Origin of the sequence: Bacillus sp. F2HM (genome assembly GCF_019266135.1) — a bacterium.
In the GTDB taxonomy this organism is placed as follows: Bacteria; Bacillota; Bacilli; order Bacillales; family Bacillaceae; genus Bacillus; species Bacillus safensis.
The window spans coordinates 25,946-47,970 of record NZ_LRMO01000038.1 but is presented as its reverse complement, the minus strand read 5'-3'; the positions used below and the strand labels follow the sequence as shown (position 1 = coordinate 47,970).

General features: G+C 41.4%; 27 protein-coding genes and 2 other annotated features (1 of these 29 cut by a window edge). Of the genes, 18 read left to right on the top strand and 9 right to left on the bottom strand.

The genetic code is table 11. The annotated features are described in order from the left end of the window. Positions 1 to 117, top strand: a binding site (T-box leader); it begins 107 nt to the left of the window's first position. A gap of 37 nt (positions 118 to 154) precedes the next feature. Next, positions 155 to 379, top strand: a binding site (T-box leader). 52 nt (positions 380 to 431) lie between these two features. From thrS to AWT60_RS18165, 4 genes are all read left to right on the top strand, one after another. After that, positions 432 to 2,354, top strand: a complete 1,923-nt coding sequence (gene thrS / locus AWT60_RS18180) for a threonine--tRNA ligase (RefSeq protein WP_218677588.1) — start codon at positions 432 to 434, stop codon at positions 2,352 to 2,354. A 161-nt stretch (positions 2,355 to 2,515) separates the two neighbouring features. After that, positions 2,516 to 3,085, top strand: a complete 570-nt coding sequence (locus tag AWT60_RS18175; RefSeq protein ID WP_218677587.1) for a hypothetical protein — start codon at positions 2,516 to 2,518, stop codon at positions 3,083 to 3,085. 23 nt (positions 3,086 to 3,108) lie between these two features. Continuing rightward, entirely contained in the window at positions 3,109 to 4,392 is a 1,284-nt protein-coding gene (locus AWT60_RS18170) for a hypothetical protein (RefSeq protein WP_041087295.1), read from the top strand. A 342-nt stretch (positions 4,393 to 4,734) separates the two neighbouring features. After that, on the top strand, positions 4,735 to 5,016 hold the full coding sequence (locus tag AWT60_RS18165) for a hypothetical protein (RefSeq protein ID WP_041087297.1): 282 nt from the start codon (positions 4,735 to 4,737) through the stop codon (positions 5,014 to 5,016). Positions 5,017 to 5,101: 85 nt separating this feature from the next. Here AWT60_RS18165 and AWT60_RS18160 read toward each other — a convergent pair whose 3' ends face one another. The 3 genes from AWT60_RS18160 to AWT60_RS18150 form a co-directional block, all read right to left on the bottom strand. Further along, on the bottom strand, positions 5,102 to 5,416 hold the full coding sequence (locus tag AWT60_RS18160) for a DMT family transporter (RefSeq protein WP_073978546.1): 315 nt from the start codon (positions 5,414 to 5,416) through the stop codon (positions 5,102 to 5,104). A gap of 1 nt (position 5,417) precedes the next feature. Next, on the bottom strand, positions 5,418 to 5,762 hold the full coding sequence (locus AWT60_RS18155; protein WP_024425239.1) for a DMT family transporter: 345 nt from the start codon (positions 5,760 to 5,762) through the stop codon (positions 5,418 to 5,420). A gap of 80 nt (positions 5,763 to 5,842) precedes the next feature. Next, positions 5,843 to 6,421, bottom strand: coding sequence for a TetR/AcrR family transcriptional regulator (locus AWT60_RS18150; RefSeq protein WP_039183028.1), 579 nt, complete (start codon positions 6,419 to 6,421; stop codon positions 5,843 to 5,845). Between the two features lie 176 nt (positions 6,422 to 6,597). Here AWT60_RS18150 and AWT60_RS18145 point away from each other — a divergent pair, with 176 nt between their 5' ends. The 4 genes from AWT60_RS18145 (at position 6,598) to AWT60_RS18130 (ending at position 9,589) form a co-directional block, all read left to right on the top strand. Further along, complete coding sequence (locus tag AWT60_RS18145) at positions 6,598 to 7,143, top strand: VanZ family protein (protein ID WP_073978543.1); 546 nt, start codon at positions 6,598 to 6,600, stop codon at positions 7,141 to 7,143. Next, positions 7,144 to 7,608: a DUF6884 domain-containing protein gene (locus AWT60_RS18140; protein ID WP_039177212.1), complete on the top strand. Its 465-nt coding sequence runs from the start codon at positions 7,144 to 7,146 to the stop codon at positions 7,606 to 7,608. A 158-nt stretch (positions 7,609 to 7,766) separates the two neighbouring features. After that, on the top strand, positions 7,767 to 8,396 hold the full coding sequence (locus AWT60_RS18135; protein WP_041087393.1) for a rhamnogalacturonan acetylesterase: 630 nt from the start codon (positions 7,767 to 7,769) through the stop codon (positions 8,394 to 8,396). 152 nt (positions 8,397 to 8,548) lie between these two features. After that, the gene (locus AWT60_RS18130) at positions 8,549 to 9,589 is read left to right on the top strand and encodes an NAD(P)/FAD-dependent oxidoreductase (protein ID WP_218677586.1); all 1,041 of its coding nucleotides are present in this window, start codon (positions 8,549 to 8,551) and stop codon (positions 9,587 to 9,589) included. A 61-nt stretch (positions 9,590 to 9,650) separates the two neighbouring features. Here AWT60_RS18130 and AWT60_RS18125 read toward each other — a convergent pair whose 3' ends face one another. Beyond that, on the bottom strand, positions 9,651 to 9,977 hold the full coding sequence (locus AWT60_RS18125) for a YnfA family protein (RefSeq protein ID WP_218677585.1): 327 nt from the start codon (positions 9,975 to 9,977) through the stop codon (positions 9,651 to 9,653). A 92-nt stretch (positions 9,978 to 10,069) separates the two neighbouring features. Here AWT60_RS18125 and AWT60_RS18610 point away from each other — a divergent pair, with 92 nt between their 5' ends. The 5 genes from AWT60_RS18610 (at position 10,070) to AWT60_RS18100 (ending at position 12,981) form a co-directional block, all read left to right on the top strand. Continuing rightward, positions 10,070 to 10,273: a hypothetical protein gene (locus AWT60_RS18610; protein WP_256928565.1), complete on the top strand. Its 204-nt coding sequence runs from the start codon at positions 10,070 to 10,072 to the stop codon at positions 10,271 to 10,273. A 271-nt stretch (positions 10,274 to 10,544) separates the two neighbouring features. Next, a complete protein-coding gene (locus AWT60_RS18115; RefSeq protein ID WP_256928564.1) occupies positions 10,545 to 11,036 on the top strand; it encodes a hypothetical protein in 492 nt (163 codons plus the stop codon). Positions 11,037 to 11,137: 101 nt separating this feature from the next. Continuing rightward, positions 11,138 to 12,163: a zinc-binding alcohol dehydrogenase family protein gene (locus AWT60_RS18110; RefSeq protein ID WP_076839073.1), complete on the top strand. Its 1,026-nt coding sequence runs from the start codon at positions 11,138 to 11,140 to the stop codon at positions 12,161 to 12,163. Continuing rightward, complete coding sequence (locus tag AWT60_RS18105) at positions 12,160 to 12,687, top strand: YfiT family bacillithiol transferase (protein ID WP_075622587.1); 528 nt, start codon at positions 12,160 to 12,162, stop codon at positions 12,685 to 12,687. Before AWT60_RS18110 ends, AWT60_RS18105 begins: the two co-directional genes overlap by 4 nt. A gap of 12 nt (positions 12,688 to 12,699) precedes the next feature. After that, positions 12,700 to 12,981 (top strand): hypothetical protein, encoded by a 282-nt coding sequence (locus AWT60_RS18100; RefSeq protein ID WP_202739277.1) that lies wholly within the window; start codon positions 12,700 to 12,702, stop codon positions 12,979 to 12,981. A 22-nt stretch (positions 12,982 to 13,003) separates the two neighbouring features. Here AWT60_RS18100 and AWT60_RS18095 read toward each other — a convergent pair whose 3' ends face one another. Then, positions 13,004 to 13,483: a MarR family transcriptional regulator gene (locus AWT60_RS18095; protein ID WP_024425228.1), complete on the bottom strand. Its 480-nt coding sequence runs from the start codon at positions 13,481 to 13,483 to the stop codon at positions 13,004 to 13,006. A 168-nt stretch (positions 13,484 to 13,651) separates the two neighbouring features. Here AWT60_RS18095 and mprF point away from each other — a divergent pair, with 168 nt between their 5' ends. The 3 genes from mprF (at position 13,652) to AWT60_RS18080 (ending at position 17,664) form a co-directional block, all read left to right on the top strand. After that, positions 13,652 to 16,222: a bifunctional lysylphosphatidylglycerol flippase/synthetase MprF gene (gene mprF / locus AWT60_RS18090; RefSeq protein ID WP_041106351.1), complete on the top strand. Its 2,571-nt coding sequence runs from the start codon at positions 13,652 to 13,654 to the stop codon at positions 16,220 to 16,222. A gap of 92 nt (positions 16,223 to 16,314) precedes the next feature. Beyond that, complete coding sequence (locus AWT60_RS18085) at positions 16,315 to 16,863, top strand: thioredoxin family protein (protein ID WP_024425227.1); 549 nt, start codon at positions 16,315 to 16,317, stop codon at positions 16,861 to 16,863. Positions 16,864 to 17,196: 333 nt separating this feature from the next. Continuing rightward, complete coding sequence (locus AWT60_RS18080) at positions 17,197 to 17,664, top strand: thiol-disulfide oxidoreductase DCC family protein (protein WP_218677584.1); 468 nt, start codon at positions 17,197 to 17,199, stop codon at positions 17,662 to 17,664. A gap of 36 nt (positions 17,665 to 17,700) precedes the next feature. On the opposite strand, the gene AWT60_RS18075 is transcribed toward AWT60_RS18080, so the two are convergent. Continuing rightward, a complete protein-coding gene (locus AWT60_RS18075; RefSeq protein ID WP_218677583.1) occupies positions 17,701 to 18,957 on the bottom strand; it encodes a transcriptional regulator in 1,257 nt (418 codons plus the stop codon). Positions 18,958 to 19,234: 277 nt separating this feature from the next. On the opposite strand from AWT60_RS18075, the gene AWT60_RS18070 reads away from it, so the two are divergent. Beyond that, complete coding sequence (locus tag AWT60_RS18070) at positions 19,235 to 19,822, top strand: nitroreductase family protein (RefSeq protein ID WP_218677582.1); 588 nt, start codon at positions 19,235 to 19,237, stop codon at positions 19,820 to 19,822. A 38-nt stretch (positions 19,823 to 19,860) separates the two neighbouring features. Here AWT60_RS18070 and AWT60_RS18065 read toward each other — a convergent pair whose 3' ends face one another. From AWT60_RS18065 to AWT60_RS18055, 3 genes are all read right to left on the bottom strand, one after another. Beyond that, positions 19,861 to 20,016, bottom strand: coding sequence for a YfhD family protein (locus AWT60_RS18065; protein ID WP_041087330.1), 156 nt, complete (start codon positions 20,014 to 20,016; stop codon positions 19,861 to 19,863). A 61-nt stretch (positions 20,017 to 20,077) separates the two neighbouring features. Next, a complete protein-coding gene (locus tag AWT60_RS18060; protein ID WP_017358836.1) occupies positions 20,078 to 20,188 on the bottom strand; it encodes a YfhE family protein in 111 nt (36 codons plus the stop codon). Between the two features lie 52 nt (positions 20,189 to 20,240). Beyond that, entirely contained in the window at positions 20,241 to 21,137 is an 897-nt protein-coding gene (locus tag AWT60_RS18055) for a TIGR01777 family oxidoreductase (protein WP_218677581.1), read from the bottom strand. A gap of 94 nt (positions 21,138 to 21,231) precedes the next feature. Here AWT60_RS18055 and recX point away from each other — a divergent pair, with 94 nt between their 5' ends. After that, complete coding sequence (gene recX, locus AWT60_RS18050) at positions 21,232 to 22,023, top strand: recombination regulator RecX (protein WP_087976448.1); 792 nt, start codon at positions 21,232 to 21,234, stop codon at positions 22,021 to 22,023. Positions 22,024 to 22,025: the final 2 nt, after the last annotated feature.

Below are 22,025 nucleotides of genomic sequence, written 5' to 3'. Positions count from 1 at the left end.
ATTGGGGAAATTACAGTATCCAATATCGTTTACGCCACGTTACGGCACCAGAGCCATAAAGCGAATACGCATTATGGGAATTTGGGTGGAACCACGGATCTCACATTCGTCCCTTTATGAGGGATGGGTGTGTTTTTTTGTACGCTCATATAGGATCATTGCTTTGAAAAGGACATGAGCAGCTTTTATCGGTTACCAGAGAGGGAAGTCACGCTGAAATCTTCCTAACGCAGAAAAGCTGTCTTACCACCTTTGAGCTGTATTGGGGAAAATTGCAGTAACCAATACCGTCAATGCCACGTTACGGCGCCAGAGCCATAAAGCGAATACGCGTTATGGGAATTTGGGTGGAACCACGGATTACACATTCGTCCCTCTATGAGGGATGGGTGTGTTTTTTTATTTCAAAAAATAGGAAAGGTGTGTCAGTTATGAGAGAAAACATGGTGAAGATTCAATTTCCGGATGGAAAGATAAAGGAGTTTCCCGCAGGTACGACTGTTGCAGATGTTGCCTCCCATATTAGTCCGAGCTTAAGAAAAAAAGCAGTGGCGGGAAAGGTCAATGATCAAATGGTTGATTTAAGTGAAAAGTTAAACAGCGATGTTCGGCTGTCTATTGTCACACTTGATTCAAAAGAAGGGCTTGAAGTGCTGCGCCATACATCTGCACACGTATTAGCCCAGGCTGTGAAAAGGTTATATGACAATGTCACACTGGGGATCGGACCGGTCATTGATAATGGATTTTACTACGATATGAAGCTCGATCAAACATTAAGCGTTGAGGATTTAGCAGGAATTGAAAAAGAGATGAAAAATATCATAAATGAGAATCATCCTATCCAAAGAAAAGAGGTCTCTTACAAAGAAGCTGAAGCGCTGTTTGCACATGATCCATATAAGCTGGATATTTTAAAAGGTTTACCCTCTCAAGAAGCCATCATAGTTTATCAGCAAGGAGAATTTGTAGATTTATGCCGCGGGCCGCATGTACCTTCTACAGGGTACTTAAAGTCATTTAAACTAACACGTGTTTCAGGGGCTTATTGGCGGGGAGATAGCAATCAGGATGTCTTGCAGCGAGTGTATGGTGTAGCGTTTCAGCATACAAATCATCTAGCTGATTATCTTCATTTCATGGAAGAAGCAAATAAACGTGATCACCGGAAATTAGGGAAACAGTTATCCCTCTTTATGTTTTCAGAAGAAGCGCCAGGCATGCCGTTTTATTTACCAAAAGGTCAGATTGTCAGAAATGAATTAATGGCCTTTTCAAGAGAAGTGCGAGGAAAAGCGCAATACGAAGAAGTGAGTACACCGTTTATGATGAACCAAGAGCTTTGGGAAAAGTCAGGGCACTGGGATCATTATCATGAAAATATGTATTTCTCAGAAGTAGACCATACAAGCTTTGCTTTAAAACCGATGAACTGTCCAGGGCATATGCTCATGTTCAAAAACAGCTTATATTCATACAGAGACCTTCCGATCAGAATGGCTGAGTTTGGTCAGGTGCATCGTCATGAATTTAGCGGAGCGTTAAATGGATTGTTCAGGGTCAGAACATTTTGCCAAGATGATGCTCACATTTTTTTAAGAGAAGATCAAATCGAAGCTGAAATCAAAGGGATTTTCCAATTAGTTGATCATGTGTATCGGACATTTGGGTTTGAGTATTCAGTCGAGCTATCCACTCGTCCAGAAAAAGCCTTAGGGGATGATGCCATTTGGGAAATATCCGAAACGGCACTAAAAAATGTGCTTGATCGTCTAAAGGTCGACTACCAGCTAAATGAAGGAGATGGGGCATTTTATGGCCCGAAGATCGATTTTCATATTAAAGATGCCCTGCAGCGGAGCCATCAGTGCGCCACGATTCAGCTGGATTTTCAAATGCCTGAGAAATTTGATTTAACATATATCAATGAAAAAAATGAAAAGGTACGGCCAGTTGTGATTCACAGCGCCATTTTTGGTTCTCTAGATCGTTTCCTTGGCATTCTCATTGAGCATTTTGCGGGTGTCTTTCCATTATGGCTAGCACCAGTACAAGTACAAATCATCCCAGTCTCAACTGTTCACCTTGATCACTGCTTAGAGGTGCAGCAGCAATTAAGAAGTATCGGAATAAGAGCAACAATCGATGAACGGGATGAAAAACTTGGCTACAAAATGAGAGAAGCACAAATGCAAAAAATCCCTTATATCGCTGTCATTGGCGATACAGAAATGCAAGACAACACACTAAATATTAGACAGCACGGAGAAAAGACTTCAAAGCAGCTGTCTGTTGAGGATTTTAAACGTTTGGCAGCTGAGCAAATAAAAGACAGATCGGCTGCTCAGATATAATGTTACGAAGGATGAGACGACCATGAAATGATGGGCGTCTTTTCATTTGCAGAAAAACTGAATCTGCAATGGAAAGGGAAAATATTGAAACATTTTTTCGGTAAAATCGTAATAAAGATAGAGCGTTTAACAGAAACCTTTAAAACGGAGAGGAGTATTACATGGAACAAGCTGCACTGAAAAAGATGAGGACAAAACAAGTAGTTATCTCTAATTTACTATTCGGCGTGATGATCTTGATTTTTTTTATTTTGATTCAAAAAGTTGAGATTCAATTTACATATTTCTTTCTTTGTTTAGGAATCTTCATGTTCCTTCAAGGCATTTACGGCTTGATCAAAAAAGGATCAACAAAGTCTTTCATTCCCATTTTTGAGCAGGTAGCCATTTATGAAAAAGAGAAATTGGGGAAAGAGTGGGAGAAGGAACAGAGAATGGAGAACATTTGGAAATTGATATTGAGCGCGCTTATGTTCTTCCAATCATTTAGTTTTCAAACGTTACAAGATCCTTTCTTTCATATAGAACCTAAGTTTCTCATTTTCTTATTTGTTATGGCTCTAGCCCTTATCAATATAAGCATGCTTTTTCGCTTTAGAAAAATCGACCGATCGACGGAAGCGCATGGATTAAAAGGCTTTACAAAGGAATCAAATATGCTGGCAATGGCTTTAGGAATATTATCAGCGATCGTCATATTCGGCTTTATCGTCATCTTTTTTCTTCCATAAAACTGAATTTTGAGGTGAAACAAATGAATGCAAACATACAACAACTGATCGATCAGACAAAGGCGAAATTTGGCTTAGATTTTTACTATCTAAAAAGACACAGTTTTCATCGCTACGTCAATATGTTCAATGAAACGGTTTATACATTGAATATGGAATGGTTTCCCTCTCATGAAGCTGAACCCGAGGACGATGATCTAAACCCGGACGGCACAGCTGTGATTGATGTGAATTTGAATACAGGCCAGATTGAAACGGTCATTTTTGTCATGGATAAAACCTTCGCGAAGAATGGTGTCACATTTAAGAGGCCTTATCCAGCTCATGCCATTCAATGGATTGAACAAGAAACAGGGTTGATTGATGGTGAGCATTTTCACTTGCATCAAAAGGAGAAAGGGGAACTTTTTTTCGAAGAAGCAATTGATGGTGTGAAAGTGACGCCTTCAGGTAGAATCGAGGTGAAATGGGATGAACATGGGCAGCTCATTCACTTTACACATCGAGGGCCATTTATGGCAAAAAAACGACTAAGAGCTGAAGAATATGTGCTTTCCATTGATAGGATCGAGGATTTAGCTCAGCAGCAAGTGCAGCGATTTGATTGGCCATCCTTCGAGCAGAATCGAATCCGCCCTATATATGCGTTAGAAGAAATTTATGTCAAGAACGATGGAACGGGAACGATACCATTTGAAATTGGGCGTGAAGAAACACATTGTATAGACATGAATCAGGTCATGGAGTGGAATGAACCGTTAAACAAATCCTTTGAAAAAAAGGAAATCAATATAAACGAGGACATTACTGCTGAACAAGCCTTCTCACTGGAGCCTTCACCAGATACATTCCCGATCTCAAAAGAAGAGCAAGCTGAGTGTATCAAAGCGGTTCGCACCTTTTTGGCGCAAAAATATTCAAAGGATACAGGGAAGTGGGTGCTTAAAACACTCCACCGTGATCATGGCTATATCGAAGCGATATTAAAAACGAATGAGCAAGAAGGCTGTGGATTTATGGATAAGATCAAGGTCTTCATTGATCCCAGCACTTTTGAAGCCATTAATTACATAGATAAAAAAGAGATGTTTCAAGTATGCGGGATACTCAATCCATCTCAAACAGCTAGTGAAATCACCATATCTCAGAAAGAAGCCTTTGAAACATTGAGAGAACGCCTCGAACTTACACCCATCTACGTCTATGACGATGTGCAAAAACAATATATTTTATGCGGCAAGCTTGACTGTCATGATGGCGTTGATGCAGTGAGCGGCGAAGTTTTCTCTTTGACAGACCTTTCATAACTTCTAAAAGAACAGTGAGTAGCTGTTCTTTTTTGTCCCATTTTCCTCTTTTTAGAATAAAAATGGAATTTTGTAGAAGGAAGTTGTCGTTTCATCACGAAAGAAACAGATAAGAATATGATCATAGGTCCATCGGTTGGAATTCGTATTTCATATAGTAAACGTCATACATATTGAAAACCCATTGCAGTAAAGTTGATCTACAAATCTTTTAGTAGAAAAAATGAAATCATGTCTCTAGTAGTAAGCGAAACTACGCGGACTGAGATCATAGGATGAGTTGAACATGTTTGTTTTAGGTAAGCTTAAAGTTATAAATAGAAGAAAGTGAGGATATCTAACTTGAGTACATTGGAAGTGTTTCGTCAGTTTTTGGTTGACCATTATCCTGCGTTACAAGATGAGCTTTGGTTGCAAGATGTTGATACCCTTCGAATCTCTCCTATTCTTCATCCTTTTCTGAAAAGCAAGCTGCCAGAAGGAATCGAAAAATTCACTTGTGTCCTATTCACGCAGCAGACAGATCAAACCGCTGCACCGCTCAAAGTCTACCTTCTATTAGATGAATATGAGCAATCGCTTTACGCCATTGATTTGATGAATGAACAAATAGCGTTTCATTAATACAGAAGCAAAAAGCTGCTTGAGAGCTCCTCAGCAGCTTTTTTGATGAATATTAAATGGAAAATCAATTCCATTGCTTTTTCTATTACGCAAACAACTTCAGCCCAACCACACCAATCACAATCAGCAGCAGGCTGAGTATACGAATCAAGTTTTTCGGCTCTTTAAATAAAATCATATTAAACAAGACAGAGCCCGCCGTTCCAAGCCCGATCCAGACCGTATAAGCGACGGATACTTGAACGGAAGAAAACGAGGCGTATAAAAACAAAAAGGATAACGCAAACCCGCCGACAAATAAAATGCCTGTCGTGATTTGTTTTTTCTTACTAAACATATTGAGGCCAATGGTCCCGCCGATTTCGCAGGCAGAGGCTAACAGTACAAAAAACCAGCCCATGTTATACCGCTTCTCCTTTCTGCTCATGTGCATCTCCATCAGACACTTTCAGTCCAATAATTCCGAGAATTAAAATACCCATAAATAAGAGCTTTTCTAATGAAAATGAACCGCCAAACAGCGCATAATCCATCAAAGATGTCCCAATCGTTCCAACACCGGCAAACACGGCGTACACGGTTCCTGTCGGCAGCTTTTCACAGGCCTTCATTAAAAAATAAAAATCAACCGGGATCAGGCAGATAATGATGGCCCACTCCCACAATGCATCTGCTCTATTTAAACCAAACACCCAAAGTAATTCGAATAAACAAGTGAGTGCAACATACATCCAGCTTTTTTTCATTGTATTTCCTCCTAAAACTCAAAACTGACGATTCGTCATTTTAAAGCCAAAAAAGAGCGTACAGCAAGTGCTGTACTAAGTTAAGGTGTCTCTATGCCAAGTGCGTAAAGAAGAAATTGCTTCACCTCTCGCTTTTGAATCAGAACCTCTTCTGTATCTGTTTCCGTAAATAAGTACATTTGTTCAGCAGACGATTCGAGTAAACCAATAATGAATTTCGCCGCGTAATGACAGTTCAAATTCGCACGGACTCGTTTGTCCTGCTTTGCCTTTTCTAGAAAAGCAGCGACCCATTTGTAAATCGGCTCATAAATATCTTCCCATTCCTTTAAATGCTCGGTGGCGGCTAAGCCTGAGTAGGTCAGGGCAAGGACATCACGGTATTGCCTTGTAAAAGCGAAAATGAATTCAACAAGCGCATCTGCTTGATCGAGGACATCTGCATGCTGAGTGAATTCCTTTTCGATCGCAGGCACCATTTGAGCGATCAGATGTTCAGCGATGGCAGGCATGACGGAAAGCTTTGAAGGAAAATATAAATAAAACGTTCCTTGCGCTACTCCTGCTGCTTTCACAATATCCGAAATGGTCGTCTTTTCAATGCCTTTTTCTTTAAACGCATCAATCGCAGCAAGCATAATCTTTTCTCGTTTCGACATATCATCACCGACCTTAAATGACTGAATGTCATTCAGTTTAGCGAGAAAATGACGATTTGTCAATATGGTTTTCTCTTCATTGAATGTGAGAATAAGTGATGAATAGATGCGGGCAAGCCTGAATAAGCTGTAAATATGGTCAAGCATCATCATGTGAGAAAGGGGCAGCTCTCTGTATGACATCCAGTGCTATGTTTTCCATTGCTTATTTTCTCCTGCTCGTCCCGCTCTATTTACATATGAGATACAGACAGGCAAAAAAGCAACAGCGTTTTATCTATTTACGAACAGAATTGATCCTTGCCTGTCTGTTTATTTATACGAATGTTTTATTATATTTGACGGTCTTTCCAAATCGTTTTTCCGCCCCAAGGGATCAGGTGAGTGTGAATCTCATGCCTTTGCAGTCCATTTATCAAAATCTTCACGCTTACCATCACGGCTATCCCAATCTCGTCTTTTTAAATTTAGCAGGGAACATATTGTTATTTGTCCCACTCGGTTTTTTTCTTTATCAAGCCTTTCGAACCATGCGCTGGCAAAAGGCGGTTCTTGGCGGCTTTCTCCTGTCAACAATGATCGAAGTGCTCCAATGGATGTTCTCGCAATCTGGTATCATTACAAGAAGCAGCGATATTGATGATATTCTTTTAAATACACTTGGCACAGCGCTAGGCTGTATCATGTATCAGATCTATCGAAAAAGGAAGGAGAAAACCTGAGTGAAGCGAGTTTGTATCATTCCATGTGGCGCGAAGAAAATTTGGGACGTCGATCCAGAGGCAGGAAGCCAGCCAGCGAACCTTGTTTATTTAAGTCCCCTGCATCAGCGTACGAAAAGCTATGCTCAAACGTTCTTTTCAGACTGGATGATCTTATCAGCGAAGCACGGATTCTTAAAGGCAGATGATATCATACATGAAAATTATGATGTGGCTTTTGGTATACCGCATGCTAAACAGATCACACGAGAAGAACTGAGCCGACAATTTCATCAAAAAAATCTTTTCGCATATGATGAACTGGTGGTACTAGGTGGGAAGAAATATCGAAAAGTGATCGACCCTTTATTACATCCTCATCAAAAAGCGAATTACCCGCTGGCTCCATATAAAGGAATTGGCTATATGCTTCAGGCGTTACATCAAGCAGTAGAATCAAAAATAGAACTTCCGCCGCATATTTAACACATTCACATCTACCGGTAAGCAGGGTTTTGATCATTAAAAAGAGAATAATTGAAATAGCGATGCTGATTGTTTCATATCTTTTCAGCAGCCACTAGGATGCCCGTATCGCTCGGGTGAAGTGGCTCAATGAAAAAGGGAGGCGTATGAACATGACAATGACAACCATCTATTTAGCTGGTGATTCGACCGTTTCATCTTATCCAGATCGTCCTGTTCAAGGAGGATGGGGAGAGTTTTTACACCGCTATACAGCGCACGGCGTTCACGTCGAGAATCGTGCCATTGGTGGAAGAAGCTCAAAAACATTCATTGAAGAAGGACGCCTTGATGACATATTGGCTGACATTCAGCCAGGAGACTGGCTTTTCACACAAATGGGGCACAATGATGCTTCCAAGGAGAAGCCTGAGCGCCATACAGATCCTTTCACGACGTATAAAAGCTACCTGTCTCAATATATTCATGGAGCAAGAGCAAAAGGGGCAACACCACTTTTACTCACCCCAGTCGGCCGTTTTCATGAAAAAGACGGAGAATATATCAATGATTTTCCTGATTACTGTGCCGCTATGAAAGAATTAGCCGATGAAGAAGAAGTTCTTCTCGTCGATTTAAATACCGCAAGTCTTCAGTTTTATCAAATTTCCGGCATAGAGAAAACGACCTCTTACTTTATGCTGTCAACAGGAATTGAGGATCGCACGCACTTTACAAAAGAAGGTGCAGATGCGATTGCAAGACTTGTTTCTCTTGAATTAAAAGACCTTGGTTTAACCATCGTGTGATAAATGACAGGACGAGTGAGTGCTCGTCCTGTTCTTTTTTGCAGAAAGCTATTGATTCCCTTCAATAGAGTAGACTACAATAGATACATATGATAATGAGAATCAATATCACTGATAAATAGATCATTCGATGGGAAACTGGAGGGACTCAAATGACAGATCAGCTTGAATTGTTTGACGTCACCATTATTGGCGGCGGGCCAGCAGGCATGTACACCGCCTTTTATAGTGGGATGCGGGACTTAAAGACGAAGGTACTTGAGTACAACGAAAGCCTTGGCGGGAAAATCCTTCTGTATCCTGAAAAGGTCATTTGGGATGTCGGCGGTTTGCCGCCAACAAGAGGAGAACAGCTGATACAGCAGCTGGAAACACAGGCGAAAACATTTGAACCAGAGATTGCACTGAATCAAAAAATCACGTCATTCGAGCGAGATGAACATAATCATATCCTGCTGACGGCTGAAAATGGTGATCGTCATTTGACAAAGACCCTCATATTAGCGATGGGTCACGGCATTCCAGTTCAGCGGAAACTTGAAATTGAGCATGCAGACCGCTATGAAGTGACAAACCTTTATTACACTGTCCAGGAGCTCAAGACATTTGCAGGGAAGCGGGTTGTGATTTCTGGAGGCGGCGATTCAGCGGTTGACTGGGCCAATGCCCTTGCTCCAATTGCTGAAAGTGTCGCCGTTGTGCATCGCCGTGACATGTTTGGCGGACATGAGAAAAACGTCGCCAATATGAAGGCAACTTGCAAACGAATTTTAACCCCGCATGAACTAACAGAGCTGCATGGTCAAGGTGACAAAATTGATGCCGTCACCATTCAAAACATAGAGACAGGTGAAAAAGAACGAATCGAAACAGATGCTGTGATCGTTAATCACGGGATGAAAGGCGATTTAAGCGTGCTATCAGAATGGGGTCTCAAGCAAGGTGAATGGGGACTGATCGAGGTTAATGAAAAAATGGAAACCAATTTACCGGGCGTCTATGCGGTAGGCGACTTGTGTACACATAAAAGCAAGGTCCGCTTAATTGCCGGCACGTTTGTTGATGGAGTCAATGCACTGAATAGCGCAAAGCTTTACATCGAACCAGAAGCTGAAAAAGTGGCATACGTTTCCTCTCATAACGAACGCTTTAAAGAGAAAAACAAAGAATTGCAAACAGCTGGAGCTCGTTGAAGCATTTAAATAACATAGCAAAGTGCTGCCCGTATGTGGCAGCACTTTTTATATGGGTCCATTAACTGCGAGGGGCAAATAACATCACACTGACTCCAGCTAAACAGATCAAAGCCCCCATCCAGTCATAGAGATCAGGTGTTTTTCGATCGACCCACCAGCCCCAAAACACAGCAAGAATGACAAAAACACCGCCATAGGCAGCATAAACACGTCCGAAAGTCGGGAACTGCTGGAAGGTTGGAATGACGCCATATACAACCAAGATGAGGCTACCGGCGATTCCGAAGCTGACAGGTTTTGCTTCACGCAGCCAAAGCCACACCAAATAGCCGCCGCCAATTTCTGCTAAGCCTGCTAATAAAAAAAGAACAATCGTCACCATCATATACGGACACTCCAATTTCTCCAATTTACACCCTATTATGACATGAGGAAAGAATGCGTTCTACCTCAACTGAATTGAGAGGGAGAGAGAGTTTGCTAAAATTAGCTGATCAGAGAGTGGTCACAACATGGATTCTTGACTTTTGTACGATGGGTGATCCAAACGGTCTGTATGTCATAAAGTGTTTACATTCTCATGAGGAGCACACTTCCTTTTCAGAAAAAGAACTTGTAGTGAGTGCAGACGGCTTAAAGGGTCCGCTTGATTCATCTGCTGTTTATCAAGTGTGGCATTAAAGGAGATCAGCCGGTTCCAGCAGGTGAGATCACAAAGGGGAAGGAACCGTCACTTATGCTTTATCTGAAAAAGAAGCAAGCGAATCATGGCATACCGTGGCTGTTACACTTGAACCGAAAAAGGATAACAAGCTCCCGCAAGGTCCTGTCGTACTAAGCGCTGCTTTTTAAGTTTGATTCATGAAAAGGATGCCTTCTTGGGGCATCCTTTTTTGATAGCGAAGGGGAACATTTTGGCAATTGAAACGTAGTACATATGGAGGTGAAACACATGAAAACATCTATAGAAAAAGACCTATTTGTCTTATCAGTCAGACACGCATTGATTGCCTGTTATTTTTTAGTGTTTCCGTTCGTTGCACAAGTCCTTTATACCCCGTCACCTTTATTGATGGCCCTCATCGCTCTTTTTATGATTCATAACATAACAGAAAGTATCATTTGGTTCTACAAATCGAGAAAGATTAGAAAGCACCAGTCTGGTGATTTATCAAAACGCGGGCAGCTCCTTAGCCAGTTCGTGCAAAGAGTTGAACAGCTCATCATCCTCGGTTTTGTGATTCTGTTGATCAATGAATGGATAAAGGGAAGGGCGGATCTATCTACACTCTCATTCACTCTTTTTCTATTGGTCATCGTTTTTCTACAGCACGTCCAGTTTTACTACGTTCAGCTATTTTTTAAATCCAACAGCTGGTTCACTTATGTTCCTTCTTGCAAAAAGCACGTCCTTCATACATGGCGAGGGAGCGAAAGGCTCTGAAAAGGTCATAAATGTGCCGTCATTCGTTTGATCCAGCCATCAACATCAGAAAATTATGATAAAATGTGGAAAGAAAGAATGGAGAAAGGGAGTGCGAGCGAGTGAAAGCAGTTGGACTATTGGAGTATTTGCCGATTGAGCATGAGCAAAGCCTGATGGATCAGGAGGTTGAAAAGCCTAAGGCGTCTGGCAGAGATGTACTCGTGAAGATAGAGGCTGTGTCCGTGAATCCAGTTGATACAAAGGTGAGATCACCGAAGGATCAGAAGGAAGAAAAACTGAAGATTCTAGGCTATGATGCAAGCGGTACGGTTGTTGAAGTGGGCGAAGCGTGTACATTGTTTCAGCCAGGTGATCACGTATACTATGCGGGAGATATTACGCGTCAAGGCTCGAATAGTGAATATCAACTTGTGGATGAACGTATTGTGGCGAAAAAGCCTGCCAATCTATCCTTTGCAGAAGCAGCCGCAATGCCCCTTACAACAATTACGGCTTATGAGGCTTTATTTGACCGGATGCATATGAAGCGGAATGCTGAAGGCTCAACCTTGCTGATCATTGGTGGTGCAGGCGGTGTTGGGTCTATCGCCATTCAACTAGCTAAATTAGCGAAGGCAACTGTGATCGCTACCGCATCAAGACCAGAAACAAAAGAGTGGTGTCTGTCATTAGGTGCCGATCATATCATTGATCATCATCAGCCGCTTCTCGCGCAGCTCGAGGAAAAAGGAATCGGCGAAGTGGATTTTATTTTATGCTTAAATGATACAGATGGACATTTCAAAGGCATGGCAGAAGCCATCAAACCGCAAGGCACGATCTGTACCATTGTCGAGAACAAGCACAACCTAGACATTCAATTACTCAAAAATAAAAGTGCGGCATTTGTATGGGAATTCATGTTCACACGTCCTATGTATGAAACAGCGGACATGATCAAACAGCATGAGCTTTTGACAGAGGCGAGTGAGTTATTTGAGCAGGGAAAAATAACGCATACCTTAACAAAGGTTCTCAGTCCAATCAATGCTGCTAACTTGAAGCAGGCACATCAAACACTTGAGCAAGGAAAGATGATTGGAAAATTTGTGCTTGAAGGATTTGAGAAAGGAGAGAGCGTATGACGTCATTACAGTATCCGATTGGCTTATATGAACCGGTTGAAACAAAAACGAAAGCACAGCTTGAAGCATGGATTGATCAGCTGGCTGCAATCCCCGAAGAGTATGAAGCAGTGACTGCACCGTTGACAGATGCGCAGCTTGATACCCCTTATCGGCCGGGAGGATGGACTGTTCGTCAGCTCATTCACCACGTAGCAGACAGCCATCTGAATGCATACTTACGATTCAAGCTTGCTCTCACAGAAGATACACCGGACATACGTCCATATGATCAGGAGGGATTTGCCTCACTTCCTGACAGCAAGGCGCCCATCAGTTTATCCCTGCCTTTGATCAGCAGTCTGCATCGCAGGTGGGTCATTTTACTGCGGGGAATGTCAGAGGAAGACTTCAACGCTTCTTATTATCACCCTGCCGATCAACAAACGGTGTCCTTATATGATGCAACGGGAATGTACGTCTGGCATTCAAAGCATCACCTTGCCCATATCACGGAATTAATCAAAAGAAATCAGTGGAATTAAAGGAGTAAACGCATGTCTGGAAGAAGAATTGTCGGCGCCATGTTTATCTGTATGGCGGCATTGTTTTATATAGCGAAATATGTTCTTTTTGAGATACGCTATAGTAACAGCTTAGGCTCAGAAAGAACGATTGAGGAACTTGAACAGCTGATTCCTGGCGGTACGTGGATCAGCATCTTTTTTCTCCTCATTGGCTTAGCCTATCTTTTATGGGATGACAGGGAAGTGATTCGTAAAAATCTTTACACCCCAGATCGACAAGTAGAAGAAACAAAAAAGACGGACCTCAAGTGACCGTCTTTTTTCCTTTTCATGTTTAGCCGCGTTCAGGACGCAGTGCTTTTTCTAGGATAGCAAGGCCTTCATTGACTTTTTCTTTTTCCTCGTCATTGAGCCGCTGCAGGGAATTTTTGATTTTTTCGTGTCCTTTTTGATAAATACTTCTGAAAATATTTTTCGCTTCCTCTGTCAGTTCTACGACAATGATTCTCCGGTCACGCTCAGAGTGCTTTCGCACGACAAAGTTAGACTGTTCTAACCGGTCAAGCAGGCCTGTCATATTGGACAAAGAAGCGCCCATTTTTTCAGCGATTTCGGATACTTTGAGAGAGCCATGGTTATTGAGCAGCATGAGCACCTTCATTTGAGGCATACTCATATCAAGCTTCATCCATTCAGAAACATCTCCGAGACCTGCAGCTGTGAGTACTTTCATATAAAGAACCCATGTCTTTTTTTCTTCTGGAGATAGAATCTCTTCTTTTAATACGGTGGTGTCATGAATATTATATTCCACGCTTGTTCACTTCCTTTAAGCGGCTCTTTTTCTTTATATTACTGATTTTTACTTCTAATTGAAAGGATCGTCAAGCTTTTAAATGTTAAACTGCATGAATCAAGTGGTATTTGTTGTATAATAATGTTCAGTTGAAATAATGAAGCAACCTAGAAAGTTGGGGAAAACATGTGGAACAAAAAAACGGGTATGACGATCTTAAAAATGCTTTTTCCGATCGTCATTATCCTTGTCTTAATTTTTGTCGCGAAGCAGGAGCTGAGCGGACTTTCCATTAAAAAGACGTTTTATATTATTGACAGCTTGAACCGAATGGACTTGTTTATTCTTGTCTTTCTTGGACTTGTCGCGGTTTTATCGATGTCCTTATATGATTTTATTTTACGAAAAAGCCTTGATATGCCGATCAGCGGCTGGAAAACGATACGCATTTCCTGGATTGCGAACTCCTTTAACAGTGTTCTTGGATTTGGCGGTCTATCAGGAGCAGGGCTTAGAACGCTTCTCTATAAGGAGTACATAACAGATACGAAAAAATTGCTGAAAGGCATTGCCCTTTTGACTTCCTCTGTCCTTTTGGGCTTATCTATTTTCAGTGATTTGATCTTGGTCAGGGTGCTTCCAGTTGAAAGTATTATCAGCCAGGAGCCGTGGCTATGGGCATTTGTCATTATCTTTGCCTGTATTGTACCGATATATATCGTCATGGCATCCATTCGAAAAAGCTCGATCGAGAGCGGTGAAAATGGACTGAAGCATCCAATTTACGCTTATATCGGTGCATCGTTTTTAGAATGGCTGGCAGCTGGACTTGTCATGTACATGGCTGTCGTCTCTATGGGGATGAATGTCGATGTCCGAATTGTCTTAGGTGTATTTGCGATTGCGTCAATCGGCGGTTTAATCAGTATGGTTCCGGGAGGATTTGGTTCGTTTGACCTCATCTTTTTACTAAGCATGCAGTACATTGGTTTTGATAAAGAGATGGTCCTGACGGCGCTCGTCTTGTACCGCTTCGTGTACTCGATCTTCCCGTTTATCCTAGGGCTTTGTCTAGCTGCTTACGATTTAACAGGAACAACGCTTAGACGTCTTGAAGGCAATCCGAAAATGGCACCTGCCATTGAAACAACGAACGTTTTAATTGTTTTGCACCGTGCTTTATTAATCCGATTATTGTATGGATCTTTATCGATTTTAACCTTTGGAAGCGGCTTGCTCATCATGGCGTCTGTTGTGCTTCCAGTCGATCGATTAGGTGTGATTACCAGCATTCCGCACTTTCTGTTATCGGGATTTAATGGTCTTTCTTTAATGTTCGGAATCATTCTAATGATTTTGTCCATTGAAGTGTATAAAAGAACGAAAAGATCGTACGTGCTGACAATGATCTCTTTAGCAGGCGGTTTTGTGTTTACTTTGTTAAAGGGGTTTAACCTCAGTCTGATTTTTATTTTGCCAGTCATCATGGCTGTGTTTTTCTCTCTTCGAAATCAATTTGTGAAGCAGCAGGCACCTTATTCCTTGTATCAGTTTGTGACGGCTGCCGCTGGTTATTTATTCGTGCTCTTTAACTATAATGTTATTGGCAACTTTATTTGGACAAAAATTGGGCATTTCTTGAGTAAGGATTACTTGGTGCATAATGAACGGCATATCACGATGACAAGCATGATCGCTCTCATCGGTGTACCGCTTTTCTTCTTCATTAGTAAATTGATCTTTAATAAGAAAGCATTTCCGATTGGAGAAAAAGCAGATGAGGAAAAACTAAAAACGTTTTTAGAAGAAAAGGGCGGAAATGCCCTCAGTCATCTTGGCTTTTTAGGCGACAAAAAACTATTTTTCTCAAGTGATGGAGAAGCAATGCTTCAGTTTGGGCGAATTGGCCGCTGCGTCATTGTGCTCGGAGATCCATCTGGACGTGAGGCGTCTTATCCGCTTGTACTTGAAGAGTTTTTACAGGAGACAGAAAAAGCCGGCTACCGCGTCGCTTTTTATCAAGTAGAACGAGAAGGGATGGCTCTTTATCATGACTTAGGCTTTCACTTCTTTAAGCTTGGGGAAGAAGCCATGGTCGATTTAGAAACGTTTACTCTGTCAGGTAAGAAAAAATCAAATTTACGAGCTGTGGCGAATAAATTTGAACGAGAAGGCTACACCTTTGAAATGCTGGAACCTCCCTTTTCAAATGAGTTGATCTCAACCTTAAAACAGATCTCTGACAGCTGGCTCGGAAAGAAAAAAGAAAAAGGATTTTCGCTCGGTTATTTTCAAGAAGACTATCTTCAAAAAGCACCGATTGCGATTCTAAAGGATGAAGAAGGGCAGATCATTTCCTTTGTATCATTGATGCCGATGTATCAAGAAGGGGAGATTTCCATCGATTTAATGCGTCATATGCATGATGCACCGAACGGGATGATGGATGCGCTGTTTATCCACCTGTTTCAATGGGCGAAAGAAAGAGGCTACAAATCGTTTAACATGGGAATGGCACCTTTATCGAATGTGGGGACGTTCCATCAATCCTTTCTCACGGAGCGTTTGGCGAGTGTTATTTTCAACAATGTCAGATACATGTACAGCTTCAGCGGTTTACGGTCATTTAAACAGAAATATAAGCCTGAATGGCGCGGGAAATATTTAGCGTATAAAAAGAATACGTCACTGCCTGTCACAATGGTGCTTGTCACTAAGCTGATCGGGATGGACCCAAATCGAAAGCGGCGTCCATAAACCAAAAGACCTTTACCTTTCACTAGGTGAAGGTTTTTTTAGACAAAAGAATAGCAAAAGTGGTAAAGTTGAAGGGTAAGGGGGATGTTCATATGACATTAAATGAATGGTTTACAAAGGGATTAGCTGAACGTACATATGTACACAACATGGAGAAAAACCGGGAAAATCTGCTCACGGTGTACAACCAGTATGCAATTCATCAAAAAGAAAAAGAGCTGCTGCAAAAGCTGCAAAAGAAAAAGCTCAGAGCACTTGTCATCACAGCGGATTGGTGCGGAGATGCGATGGTCAATGTCCCAATTTTCATGCGTATTGCAAATGAAGCACTCATTGATGCGCGCTATTTTATTCGGGATGAGCATCTAGACCTGATGGATCAGTATTTAACGAACGGGACCGCAAGATCGATTCCGATTATCGTCATCATTGATCAGGATGGGAATGAAGTGGGCAAATGGGGACCTCGCTCAGCAGAAGCGCAGCGCTTTGTCGACGAGAAAAAACCGGACAAGGATGCACCTGATTATGAAGAAGCTTTTCAAGTATTTGCGAAAGAAGCCGCACATCACTATACGACAGACCGCTACTTATGGAAAGATATTGAGAAAGAAATAGTAGAAGTTTTGGCAAAAATATAAACCAAAAGACTACTTCGCCGCAATGGGAAGTAGTCTTTTTTTATCTTGTTTTTGCGTTTTACCTACAAAACCACCGCATAAAGATGTAGAAAACCGCAGAATTCTATCAAATACCGCAGAAAACCGCAAAGCACCACGATTTTCCCAACCACTTTTAGTTGAAAAACCTCATATATGCTATGAAATCAATGATTTTGCCCTTATCCAAAGGCTCATATAACGCACAACGGTTGGCTTTTTCCCAATACAAGAGGCCCAGCAACTATAGTAATCTAGTTGTAATCTCCTTTGAACGAACTAAAAAAATGATGGAAAAGGACAGGCGATCAATTTATGAAAAAAATCATTTATCTCGATCAAGAAAAAAAGAAGCTCGCTGAATCGAAAAAAAGAGAACAGCGTTCCATTAAATCACTGAGGCTGCTTGTGTTTTATGACGGACAAAGCCCTTCATGTGCAAAAACGATTGATGTGTTAAGATCACTCGATTGGAAAAATCGGATTCACTTTGAATCCTTTAGACACTCGCAGCTGCTCAGGCTGAATAAAATCAGTGAAGAGAAGGCGGAAAAACGAATTGTGTCTATTTCCCTAGCCAAAAATCAAAAGAATTCAGGGATTTATACTTGGCTGCGTATGGCCTGCCATATCCCTGCTTTATGGGGAACGGTCCCATTCATCGTACTCAGTATTTGGCTTGGCTTTGGACAGCATGCGTACGATTTCTTTGCAAAAAGACGGTATATTCATTCTGTCAAACGGGTGAACCATCATGACACAGATCAACAAGAGACCATTTAATAAATAGAAAAAGCATGACCTTCGATCGGCAGAAGGTCATGCTTTTTTGTAATAGGGAAGATATACTGTTAAATGATCGAGCAATTTCTTTGTGTAGGACTTATAGGCCTGCTCATCAAGCTCAGCACCTGCGTAGGTAAGCAAGGTTCTAAGAGCAAATAAATATTCATTGTGCAGCTCATTGTGTTCAAAGTAAGGAAGGGCTGCTTCGACCAAATAGGTTTTCAAGTCAAGAGGGTTTTCCTCAATCATCAATTTATAGATTTTGATCATATATAAACAGTTTGGCTGAATACGAGGCTGTTTTAACAGCTCGTGTATGTAGGGAAGTGCTTTTTTGCGGTCATATTCAGCATATAGTGTCGCAATTTCATATAGCGTTTCACAGTAACGATCTTCTATCTGTTCTTGATTAAAGTAATTGAGTGAATCTAGTAAATAAGGCACAGCTGAAGAGAAATCACCTTCACGTTTTAAGAGCACCCCGTAATAAAAATAAGCGGACATTTTAATATAGGCATCAGGATGAAGGGACGTGTGCAAAATCACTTCCTTTATATATTTCTTCGCAGTTTGATAGGCTTTTAGTTCAAGTGAGATCACGCCATGAATAAGTGTACAGTGAATAATCCGCTTGAAATTGTTCTTTTGTCTATATAGATCCATCGCTTGATGTGTCGCTTCAAGCGCATCACCCAGCTGTCCCATGTTTCCAAGTGCTTTTGCATAGTGATAATACAAATCACTTTGTTCAACTGAAGCGTAGGAAAAGCAGCTTTCAAGCTTTTTCAGCCCATCTTCAAGCTGACCAATTTTAATTTGATGAATGCCGTCAAGATATTCAAAAATTTCTTTTTCCGTTTCAATAAAGGTTTTTTCGAATTTTTTGAGCACGCGGTGTGTTTTTAAGGCAAGCGGCTGTTTATCCGTTAATAAATAAAATTGAAATAAGGACAAATGATACTGAATGCCTAAATCGAGCGAAAAGAACTGCTCCTCGTGCTGAATAATCATTTCTGCATTTTGTTCAGCCTGATCGAGAGCATAGAAATACATATTCATTTGAAACTCATCCAAAAGTGACAGCAGATGACGCGCCTTTTGTGACAGCTTTTCTTGGCTGATGCCAAGCCGTTCAAGCAGCAGATTGATCGTATCTTGATTGGCCTCCTTTGAGCCATTTTCAATTTTACTTAAATGAGAGACAGAACAAATTCCTTCTGCCAATTCAGATTGGGTCATATTTTGTTTATAACGGTAGAGTTTAATGATTTGTCCAATATTGATTTTCATTCCATCCAGAAGCCTCCCTTCCAATCATGGTTGAAAGCCTTTTGACAAAAAAACCAGATCAGACAAAATGGGAATACTTGAAAATCATTTCATCATCTTGGCTTTTTTCTCAAAATTTGTTTAAAACGTAATATGATTGTAACATTACTTGAAAAAGTCAAACAACTATTTAGCAGACGGGGAGGAGGGATACTTGATTTGCAACTGCACGCGATGACGTTTATAATGTGAATGAGAATCAATTTCAATTAAGTTGATTGAAAGGATGACATATCATATGCCAGAAAAGAAACAACAAACAGAAGCGTTAACGGTTCGAGACGCTGTCAGATATAGACGATCGATTCGAAAATTCAAAGACACACCGGTGACGATTGAGCAGCTTCAGCCGTTATTAGAGGATGCAGTCTATGCACCGAACCATAAAATCACGGAGCCGTGGCGCTTTTTATATGCGGTGACGGATGAAGCCAAAGCCACATTTGTAGAGCGCTTCATTGCTTTCTTTCAGCGCAACAACCCAGATGCAAAAGAAGAAAAAATCAATCAATACAGAGAATACTTTTCTAAGGTTCCAGCGCTTTTACTTGTCGTGCTAAAAGAAGACGAGAACCCTGTAGTGAGAAATGATGATTTTGCCGCTGTCAGCGCCCTCATTCAAAATCTTCAGCTGCTTGCGTGGGATCAAGGAATCGGTATGGTATGGAAGAGCGGACGTATTTTATACGACAAAGGCTTTCAACAAGACATGGGATTAAAGGAAAACGAACGGTTTGCTGCGATCCTTCATATAGGTTATCCAGAAGAGGTGCCAGAGGAAAAATCACGCCAGAAAGCATCAAGTCTTCTTACTGAAATCAAATAAAAGAAAAGCAGACCGCTGAATAAGGTCTGCTTTTTTACTTATTGTTTTTTGGCGCGCTGATCGGCTGCTTTCATACGTGCCATTGCTTTTAAGTCATTCGGATCTGCAAGTTCTTTGGAAAATTCAACATATTCGCCATCCGTCTCTTGTGCTGCGAGCTCGTGGTTGGATTTTTTGTGTTGGTCTTTTTTCAAAGCCTTTCCCTCCTTTACAAGATCACTTTAGTTATGTGCTTGTTGGAGGGGAATATCCGTCTTATTTGTTTCTTTTTTCTGCTGCTCTTTCCGCTTTTTTGAATTCCTGCTGATACAGGACTTCCTGGGTTTTCTTCAGCTTCGAAGTTGGCTGGTGTTCTTTTTTCTTCATCAAAATCGCCCCCTCATCTCATTTCTAATAGGATGGGTGTTTTTGACAACATTTATTCCCCAGAATGCAAAATCGCTTCTTTTAGTTCAGGGTGCAAAAAGTCATAAGAAGAGAGCAGTGCTTTTTTTGGCAGAGCACGCTGACCTTCTAAAACAAGTAATGACATTTCACCAAGCGCCGTTTTGATCACAAAAGATGGCACCTTCAGCCAATGGGGGCGGCGAAGGGCAGAAGCAATGGTTTGTCCAAGCTGTTTCATTTGAACAGGATTCGGTGATGTCGCATTGAGCGGACCTGACAGGTCGTCATGATGAATTGCATAAGCAATGAGATGTGCCACATCCTCAACATGAACCCATGAAACCCATTGCGTACCAGAGCCAATTGTCCCGCCGGCAAACAGCTTGTAAGGAAGTGTCATCAGCGGCAGTGTGCCTTTTTCACCTAACACGACACCAAAGCGTGTGTAGACCGTACGAATGCCGAGGGCTTCAATCTTTTGCCCTTCAGCCTCCCAAAGCCTTGATGTATGACTTAAGAAATCAGACTCCGCAGGAGGTGATTCCTCCGTAAAATCTTCTGTTTGAGATGTGCCATAAATTCCGACAGCACTTGCTTGAATCAGCACAGATGGTTTTGATTCCTGCGCTTCTATAATGCGTCTTACCTCTTGTGTTGATTTGAGACGGCTGGAGAGGATGCCTTCTTTTGCCTTGTCTGTCCAGCGCGTGAAAATGGATTTTCCAGCAAGGTTAATCCATACATCGATGGCAGGCAATTCATGCTCAGGCGCAGCACCTTCAGTCAGCCACTGCACATAATGTAAATGATTTTGTTCGGATTCCTTTGGATTTCTTGTTAAAATATATAGATGATGTCCCTCAGCAGCGAGCACTTTTGTGACATGCTGGCCGATAAAACCGGTTCCTCCGGTAATGGCGATATTCAATTGACATCTCTCCTCTCATATACATACCTATATCTTTCACGATTTTGAATCAGAAGAAACATCCTGACTGTTTTAGAAAAGGAGTGATCACAGGATGCCCTATATTACAAAAATTTCTGCTCAGAAAAACAATACCGAGCGGGTCAACATCTTTCTTGATGAAAAGTACGCCTTTAGCGTTGATTTAGATGTGCTCGTCCAGCACGATTTGAAAAAAGGAAAAGAGCTGGACGAAGCAGATATCATTGAGATTCAATTCGGTGATTCAGTGAAAAAAGGATTTCAGCAGGCCGTTGATTATTTATCCTACCGCATGAGATCAGTGAAAGAAGTCACCGATTATTTAACGAAAAAAGAAATCCCTGCACCTGCTATTAGTGAAATTATACACAAATTAAAGCATTATAAGTATTTAAATGATCTTGAATTTGCAGAAGCCTATGTCAGCACACACCGAAAAACGAACAGCAAGGGACCGTCCGTCCTAAAAAAAGAATTGAAGCTCAAAGGCATAGACGATGACATGATTGAACAGGCGCTGTCGCAATACCCTGATGACTTACAGCTGGAGGAAGCTGTAAAGCAGGTTCTCAAACTTGTCAAAAAAGAAAAAAATCGTTCTGCAAAAGAGATCGAGCAGCGCATCAAGCTGCAGCTGCAGCGAAAGGGATTTTCGTTTGAGATCATTGATAAAGCCCTTCAAGAAGCCTATGATGGACAAGAAGAGGAAAAGGAAGAAGAAGCCCTCCTTTATATGCTGGAGAAGGCAAAACGCAAGGTAGGATATGACGGATCATTTGAAAAAAAGATGAAAGTGAAGCAATTTTTATTCAGAAAAGGCTTTGATCTCGATACAATTGATCACGTTTTAGACAAAGGGGAATGACA